This window comes from uncultured Thomasclavelia sp., assembly GCF_944324745.1.
Taxonomy (GTDB): domain Bacteria; phylum Bacillota_I; class Bacilli_A; order Erysipelotrichales; family Coprobacillaceae; genus Thomasclavelia.
Map to the genome: position 1 here is coordinate 22542 of NZ_CALUXO010000052.1, position 7567 is coordinate 30108.

The window sequence follows — 7567 nt, forward strand, 5'->3', positions numbered from 1 at the left end:
TTATAGTATACTTTTACCCTACATCACAATATTTTTACAGATACTTAACAAAAAAATCAACCTGTTTTAGTAAAATCAGGTTGATTATAGCTTATTTATTTAGTTTTTCCAAGAATTTTTTAATTCTAGATGTAGCTTCTTTAATCTGATCAATTGAATATGCATAAGATACACGAATATAACCTTCTCCTGCTTGACCAAAGGCATTACCAGGAACACAAGCAACCAGTTGATCTTTTAATAACTCTTCACAAAATTGTTCTGATGTCATTCCTGTGGATTTAATACATGGAAAAACATAGAAAGCCCCTTGTGGTGTGAAAGTGTGTAAGCCCATATCATTAAATGCTTTTACAATATAATTTCTTCTAAGCATATAAGCCTGACGCATTTTTTCAATTTCATTATCACAATGGCGCATAGCCTCAATAGCCCCATATTGAGCTCCTGTTGGTGCAGACATAATCACGTATTGATGAATTTTATTCATTGCTTTTGTGAAAACTTCATTAGCCAATACATATCCTAAACGCCATCCAGTCATTGCATAAGCTTTTGAATAACCACTAACTAAAATTACCTGGTCTTTAATTTCTGGAAAAGCGGCAATAGAACAGAATTTTTGTTCATATGATAATTCAGCATAAATTTCATCAGTAATAACAATCAATTCATGTTCTTTAATAATTGGAACGATCTTTTCATAGTCTTCACGAGTCATAAAACCGCCAGTAGGATTACTAGGATAATTAAGCAAAATTGCTTTGGTTTTAGGGGTAATTGCAGCCTCTAATAATTCTGGAGTTAATTTAAACTGATTATCTTCTTTTAACTCAATACTAATAACTTTTCCACCAGCCAGTTCAACTCCTGGTGTATAAGCTACATAACTTGGCTGTAAAAGAATAACCTCATCTCCAGGATTAATCAAACTACGGAAAGCCAAATCAATCGCTTCAGATCCACCAACAGTAACTATACATTCTTTTTCATAATCGTAATCTAAACCAAATCTTCTTTTTTGATAACGACAGATTTCTTTTCTTAATTCCACTAAACCTTGATTAGCCGTATAGAAAGTTTTTCCCTGCTCAATCGAATAAATAGCAGCCTCTCTAATTTTCCAAGGAGTATCAAAATCAGGTTCCCCAACCCCTAAAGAAATTACTCCTTCCATTTCACTAGCTAAATCAAAGAATTTTCGAATCCCACTTGGTGGAATTTCTTTAACTGTAGTATTTAAAAACTTAGTGTAATCCATTATGGAGTCACCAATAACCTTTCTGCTACATCTTTATCGTTATCATCAAAACTAATTCCGTTATTTTTATATTGTTTTAAAACAAACATTGTTGCCGTACCAGTTACTCCTTCTAATGGTGCTAATTTAGAACCAACAAAATGAGCAACTTCCTGCATTGTATGGCCCTTGACAATAGCAACGAATTCAAAGCTGCCACTTAATAAATACATCGTATCAACTTCTGGGAAAGCGTAGATTTTTTTAGCAATACGATCATAGCCATATTCTCTTTCAGGTGTCGCATTAATTTGGATCAACGCCATTACGTTATCAACATTAGTCCGATCCCAATTAATGATCGTATGATAGCCGCAGATAACTTTATCTTTTTCTAATTGATCGATTGTTTTAGCAACAGTATCATCACACTCATTTAAAGCCATCGCTAAATCAGTAATTTCCATTCGCGCATTATCATGAAGTAATGTTAGTAATAAGTTTACATCCATAATCTTTTCCTCCAATTTATTTCATTCATTATATAACATTTTAACTACTAGGTAAAGATACAGAAACTTCATTTCAATAAAAAAGTATCATAAAAAAAGACCATAAAACTTTAATAATTATTAAAAAATCACAAATACAACCCCTTTCATCTCCAGATTATGATAAAATATTGTTTAAGGAGGATTTATTATGCTGACATTCTATGTATCTAGCTATGGTAAAAATGATGACAAAGGAATATATATTGTCAAACTAAATGATAAAAATCAACAATTTTCATTAATTCAACATATCGTCACTCAAGATTTTCCAGCTTATATGATAACTAAAAATAATAATTTATTTGTCGCTTATAAAAATGCTGGAAGAATCAATAATGGTGGCGGTGTTGGCAGCTTTGCAATCTACAAAGATGAATTGATTCCCAATAATAACTTTAATTCAAATGGTCGTTCTTATACCCATTTGTGTGTTAGTGATAATGGAAGATATCTCTTTGCTGCTAATTATCATGTTGGAGCTACAGCAGCTTATTTACTTGAAAACAACTATATTAAAGAAAAAATAAATACCGTTCATCACACTGGTTTAGGTCCTGACTTATTAAAGCGACAAACCGGTCCTCATTGTCACTGTGTGGGCTTTACCCCAGATAAAAAATATGTCTATGCTGTTGACTTAGGAGCTGATAAAGTCATTATGTATACTTATGATGATGGTAAATTAGTAGAAGCTAGCAATCATAATTTAAATGTAGTCCCTGGTTCTGGTCCTCGACATATGATTTTTTCTCAAGACGGACGCTTTGCTTATCTTGTTAATGAAATTGCCAATAATTTGATGGTATTTAAATATAACGATCAATATTTAAACTTAATTCAAGTTATTCATACAACACCAAGACATTTTAAAGGTTTCTCCAGTGCTAGTGCTATTCGTTTAACTGCTTCTGGAAATCACCTGTTAGTTTCTAACCGAGGGCATGACAGCCTGGCTTTATATCGAGTTAATAAAGAAACTGGTAAAGTTAATCTACTCTATATGGTGCATACCGGAAAAAGTCCTCGTGATTTTAATATTTATGATGATAAATATATAATCGTTGGTGCTCAAGATGACGATGAAATTGAATTGTTTACATTTGATGAAAAACAAGAGCAGCTAGCGCGAACTGCTACAACTTTAGCAATACCAGCACCAGTCTGTATAGCAATCAATAAATAAAGGAGAAAACAATATGAAATATGAAATCAAAGGTGGTAACTTACCTGTTGTAATCTGTCATTTAGACAAGGGAGAAACAATGATCACTGATAGTGGTGCGATGAGCTGGATGGATCCAGTAATGAAGATGGAAACTACTAGTGGCGGAATTGGAAAAGCTTTTGGACGCATGTTTAGTGGTGAAACGATGTTTCAAAATCGCTATACAGCTGTTGATGATGGAATGATCGCTTTTGCATCATCTTTTCCTGGTTCAATCAAAGCTGTTGAAATTGATGCTGATCATGAAATTATTATTCAAAAATCAACATTTTTGGCCTCTACCAGCGGTATTGATATGAGTGTATTTTTTAATAAAAAATTGGGAACCGGATTCTTTGGTGGTGAAGGATTCATCATGAATAAAATTAGTGGTAATGGTCTTGTATTTTTAGAAATTGATGGCACCGCCATCGAATATGATTTACTTCCAGGTCAACAGATGATCATTGATACTGGCTATCTAGCAATGATGGATGCAACCTGTAAAATGGAAATTCAAAGTGTAAAAGGAATGAAAAATAAACTTCTAGGTGGCGAAGGATTTTTTAATACAGTTGTAACCGGTCCTGGTAAATTAGTATTACAATCTATGCCAATTAGTTCAGTAGCATCAGTTATTGCACCATTTATCCCTACTGGTGGTAATTAAATGTTTATTATATTGGAATATGCTTTGCATATTCCTTTAAATTTGTTAAAATACTAGCGAAATGAGGTGGCTTATGAAACCAATGGTTTTTTTTGATGTTGATGGAACTTTAAGAGATAATTATCAGCATCAAATCTGTGCTTCTACTATTGAGGCATTACATAAATTACATGAATATGGCTATAAAATTGGCATTGCAACTGGAAGATCAGTTAACTCTTTAAAAAGAACTGGGATTCCTGATTTAATTAAATGGGATGGTTATGTTTGTAATAATGGTCAAAGTATTTTAAATCGAGATTATGATTTAATCAAAGAATTAGTTATCGACCCTAAAGTTGTTCAAGAATGTATCCGAATCGCTAAAAAATATAATATCCCATTAGCTTTAAAAACCGAAAATCGTTTTTTAACCCAAGAACCTGATGAAAATGTTTTTACCGCAATTAAATACTTTAATGCTAAGGTACCACCAGTTGGCATTTATCATGGTGAAAAAGTCGCAGCTATGATTGCGTATGGACCAATAGGTTATAACTACGTTCCATTTAAAACAATTTCTGGAATCAATGTATTACCTGGCGTTTCCACTTATTGCGATATTACTCATGCCGATGCAACTAAAGCAACCGGTATAAAATATTTATTAGATCAATTTCAGCTTCAAGATTATATTTGTTTTGGTGACTCTTTAAATGATGTTGAAATGTTTCGACATGCCAAAATATCAATATGTATGGGCCAAGGAGACGAATATTTAAAAAGTATTGCAACCTATGTAACTGATAGTATTGATAATGATGGTTTATATAAAGCCTGCAAACAATATGATTTAATATAATTATTACTTATAAAATATTTTACATAAAGTTTCAAAAAGACTAGATTTTAATTCTAGTCTTTTAAACACTAATCAAATTTTCTTTTGATTCCAATATATCCTAAAACTGATACAGTAAACAGTCCACCAAATAAAATAATATTAGTATCATCACCTGTTTTTACTGCTGTTGTAGAAGTATCAGCTGTAGGTTCCATTGTTGTGGGATCAGTAGTTGCAGGAACATCTGTAGTTTCTTCAATTACTGGTAAAGCTACTGATTCAATGTTATAACGGATATTTGTTGTCAAGTTTCTAAGAAGTGAAGTATAATTTAAAACACCCTTTATAGTAGCTAATTGTAAAACAATATTACCTGTCTCATTTATTTCCACTGTAGCTACTTCAATTTCTTCTGGTTCAAGTTCACTACCAAATATACCATACGATTCAAAAGAATCAACAACACCACTAGCATCATAATTATAACCAGTAATTTTGAACATTTCTGGTGTCAATTTAGAACTATCAACCTTGGTACCGTTCATATCAATTTCAATTCCAGTAATCATCTCACCACTATTAGTTACTGTAGCAATCAAATTATATTTAAATGTATTTTCTTGATCACTAACACCAGCAGTAGATAATGTATATGACTTAGGAATATAATTATTAGTTGATGTTGATAGAGATTCAAACCAACTAATAGTATCTAAAGTGCTATCAGTAGAGGCATAGATATCACCATTCAACATTTTAATCCATGACCAGTGAGAACTGCTATAAGTTTCATCAGGATAACTTACATCATCAATTATATTATAATAAATATCTCCAGTTAATCCATTAGAATCGCGATAATCTTTAATATAATTATAAGCATATTCTGTCCATTTATAATAGATAGTTGTATCATAATAACAATGAACCATAAAAATCGGTACATCACTGGCTGCAATATTTTCTAACCATTTATTATAATTAGCGATATAGTTATCGATATCACTTGGCATCAAAAAAGTTTTACCATCAGTATATGCATCTCCAGCATCTAAAAAGCCAATTGGACTTTCATAGTTACCTCCCAATCCTTGAACATATTGATTATTTTTAGCAATTGCTGCACAAGAGAATAATGCCCCATCAAAGAAACTACCATATTTAGCTAACATCCGTTGACACATCAACCCTCCTGCAGACAAACCACTAATAAATACTTGTTTAATTCCAAATTCACTCATCGCTTGATCAATAATATTTTTCGCTTGATCTGTGTAATCATTGTACCAGTAATCAGGAGCCTGAAATGCTAGAACATATGCTCCTTTAAATGCTTCCTGCACATCATTAGTAGTATAAGTCACTGCCAAACGATTTCCAGCTAATTGAGCATAATTATTACAGTTTCCTTCAACTCCGCCTTCACCATTTCCATGGAATACAACAATTAATGTATCTCCAGAAACAGGTTTATAAATCTTTGAAGCAATACTTGTATAATTTCCAGAATTACCGGAAACGTTAGAATAGGTTTCAAATTGATCGATTTCTTCATCAACAAAGCCATGTCCATTTTGAGTATCTGTATTTTGAACAAATGTTGCATTAATTTCTAAACCACTGATAGGTGTTATCATTATAGTAATAGTCAACATAGTTGCGATAACAGACGTAATTAACTTTTTCATATTTTCATAATCCCTTCCTTTCCTGACATATTGTAACAATTATCCAAAATAAAAGATTGTACAATTTTTCGAAAGTACTTAAAGATTTTTTAGGCTTTTTTCACGATATTCTTTAGGGGTCATATTGAATAATTCTTTAAATGTTCGATTAAAAACCTGAATATTAGAAAATCCATTATTTAAAGCAATATTAACAATCGACTCATCACTATATTTTAAATCATCTAAACAATGCTGTATTCGTACATTTCGTAAATACTCAAAAATAGTTACACCTATTTTCTTTTTAAACGTTGCTGATAAATAAGTTTTATTATAGTTAGTAATTGTTGCCAGATTATCTAAAGTTATTTTCTTTTGATAATTATAATCTAAATACTCGGCAATACTAATAATCATCTCATAAACTTCATCATCATGCTTTTCTTGAACATAATAATTATAATCCAGTAAATCAGTTACCAAAATATCAATAATTTTTAAGATTTCAATAGTACATTTAATTTGATTATTACGATGCTTTTCAGCTACCGCCTGCAATAAACATTCAGTTATCTTTTGTTTTGCTTCATTATTTTTATTGAGATCAAAACGCTTATTAATTACTTGTGGACAATAATAATCAATGTAATTGCGATCCAATAATAAAACAATTCCTTCTAAGCCCTGTTTTACGTCAACATCATGACTTACTCCAGAGTTCACTAATAATAATGTTCCTTTATCAGCAACGATATGCTTTCCCTCCATATTTTGAATTTTGGTCCCATTTACAACATAAGTAATTTCGATACTATTATGCCAATGAGTTTCCATATAACAATCATGATCATAAAAATTATGTGCTAATGTAAAAAAAGAACTTTGATTATATTTGACTTTTTCATGTTTTCTTACGATTATTCTATGTGACATATTCATCATATCCCTTCACATAAATAGTAGCATAATATTATTATCTTTAAAAATAAAAAGTAAATTTTTGTGTTTAAAAAAGACTAGAGTTATTTCTCTAGTCTTCTAAAACAATTAATCTACTCTTCTTTTAGCAACAACTGTTCCTAATACTGATAATAAAGCTATACCACCAAGTAATCCAAGATTAATATCATCACCAGTTTTTACTGAAGATGTTGTTTGATTTGGTATGTTAGTATCAGTTGTATCCATAGAACCAAGTTGTTTTGCTGCTTGATAATTAACAGCCCAGTCCCAAATATGAGTACCATCACTGTCTTGAGGAATATTATTTAATGTATAAATCCATGACCAGTGATTACTATATGTAACTAACGTATCTACACCATCTTGATCATAATCTTCAGCAAACATTAATTTATCATCTGCTGTTGTTTCAAATAATGATAGTTTATATTTATCATCGCTTG

At 31.2% G+C, this 7567-nt stretch carries 8 protein-coding genes; 3 read left to right on the top strand and 5 right to left on the bottom strand.

The window, feature by feature from the left end; genetic code table 11:
- Positions 1–91: 91 nt before the first annotated feature.
- Together Q0K54_RS06565 and Q0K54_RS06570 are read right to left on the bottom strand one after the other, a co-directional pair.
- A complete protein-coding gene (locus Q0K54_RS06565; protein ID WP_294579328.1) occupies positions 92–1261 on the bottom strand; it encodes an aminotransferase class I/II-fold pyridoxal phosphate-dependent enzyme in 1170 nt (389 codons plus the stop codon).
- Positions 1261–1752: an Lrp/AsnC family transcriptional regulator gene (locus tag Q0K54_RS06570; protein ID WP_294579330.1), complete on the bottom strand. Its 492-nt coding sequence runs from the start codon at positions 1750–1752 to the stop codon at positions 1261–1263. The genes Q0K54_RS06565 and Q0K54_RS06570 overlap by 1 nt, the downstream gene beginning before the upstream one ends.
- A gap of 190 nt (positions 1753–1942) precedes the next feature.
- Here Q0K54_RS06570 and Q0K54_RS06575 point away from each other — a divergent pair, with 190 nt between their 5' ends.
- The 3 genes from Q0K54_RS06575 to Q0K54_RS06585 all read left to right on the top strand — a co-directional run bounded on the left by Q0K54_RS06575 (position 1943) and on the right by Q0K54_RS06585 (position 4509).
- Positions 1943–2977 (top strand): lactonase family protein, encoded by a 1035-nt coding sequence (locus Q0K54_RS06575; protein WP_294579331.1) that lies wholly within the window; start codon positions 1943–1945, stop codon positions 2975–2977.
- A 13-nt stretch (positions 2978–2990) separates the two neighbouring features.
- The gene (locus Q0K54_RS06580) at positions 2991–3668 is read left to right on the top strand and encodes a TIGR00266 family protein (protein ID WP_294579333.1); all 678 of its coding nucleotides are present in this window, start codon (positions 2991–2993) and stop codon (positions 3666–3668) included.
- Between the two features lie 73 nt (positions 3669–3741).
- Positions 3742–4509: an HAD family hydrolase gene (locus Q0K54_RS06585; protein ID WP_294579335.1), complete on the top strand. Its 768-nt coding sequence runs from the start codon at positions 3742–3744 to the stop codon at positions 4507–4509.
- 68 nt (positions 4510–4577) lie between these two features.
- Here the strand turns inward: Q0K54_RS06585 and Q0K54_RS06590 are convergent, their stop codons facing one another.
- The 3 genes from Q0K54_RS06590 to Q0K54_RS06600 form a co-directional block, all read right to left on the bottom strand.
- The gene (locus Q0K54_RS06590; RefSeq protein WP_294579338.1) at positions 4578–6179 is read right to left on the bottom strand and encodes an alpha/beta hydrolase; all 1602 of its coding nucleotides are present in this window, start codon (positions 6177–6179) and stop codon (positions 4578–4580) included.
- A 78-nt stretch (positions 6180–6257) separates the two neighbouring features.
- Positions 6258–7094, bottom strand: coding sequence for an AraC family transcriptional regulator (locus tag Q0K54_RS06595; protein WP_294579342.1), 837 nt, complete (start codon positions 7092–7094; stop codon positions 6258–6260).
- A 114-nt stretch (positions 7095–7208) separates the two neighbouring features.
- On the bottom strand, positions 7209–7567 hold a 359-nt coding region (locus tag Q0K54_RS06600; protein WP_294579345.1), incomplete at its 5' end, for an LPXTG cell wall anchor domain-containing protein.

Excerpts from the sequence above, each read along its gene's own strand:
- Q0K54_RS06565 (WP_294579328.1), bottom strand. The coding sequence starts at position 1,261 with ATGGATTACACTAAGTTTTTAAATACTACAGTTAAAGAAATTCCACCA.
- Q0K54_RS06570 (WP_294579330.1), bottom strand. The coding sequence starts at position 1,752 with ATGGATGTAAACTTATTACTAACATTACTTCATGATAATGCGCGAATG.
- Q0K54_RS06575 (WP_294579331.1), top strand. The coding sequence starts at position 1,943 with ATGCTGACATTCTATGTATCTAGCTATGGTAAAAATGATGACAAAGGA.
- Q0K54_RS06580 (WP_294579333.1), top strand. The coding sequence starts at position 2,991 with ATGAAATATGAAATCAAAGGTGGTAACTTACCTGTTGTAATCTGTCAT.
- Q0K54_RS06585 (WP_294579335.1), top strand. The coding sequence starts at position 3,742 with ATGAAACCAATGGTTTTTTTTGATGTTGATGGAACTTTAAGAGATAAT.
- Q0K54_RS06590 (WP_294579338.1), bottom strand. The coding sequence starts at position 6,179 with ATGAAAAAGTTAATTACGTCTGTTATCGCAACTATGTTGACTATTACT.
- Q0K54_RS06595 (WP_294579342.1), bottom strand. The coding sequence starts at position 7,094 with ATGTCACATAGAATAATCGTAAGAAAACATGAAAAAGTCAAATATAAT.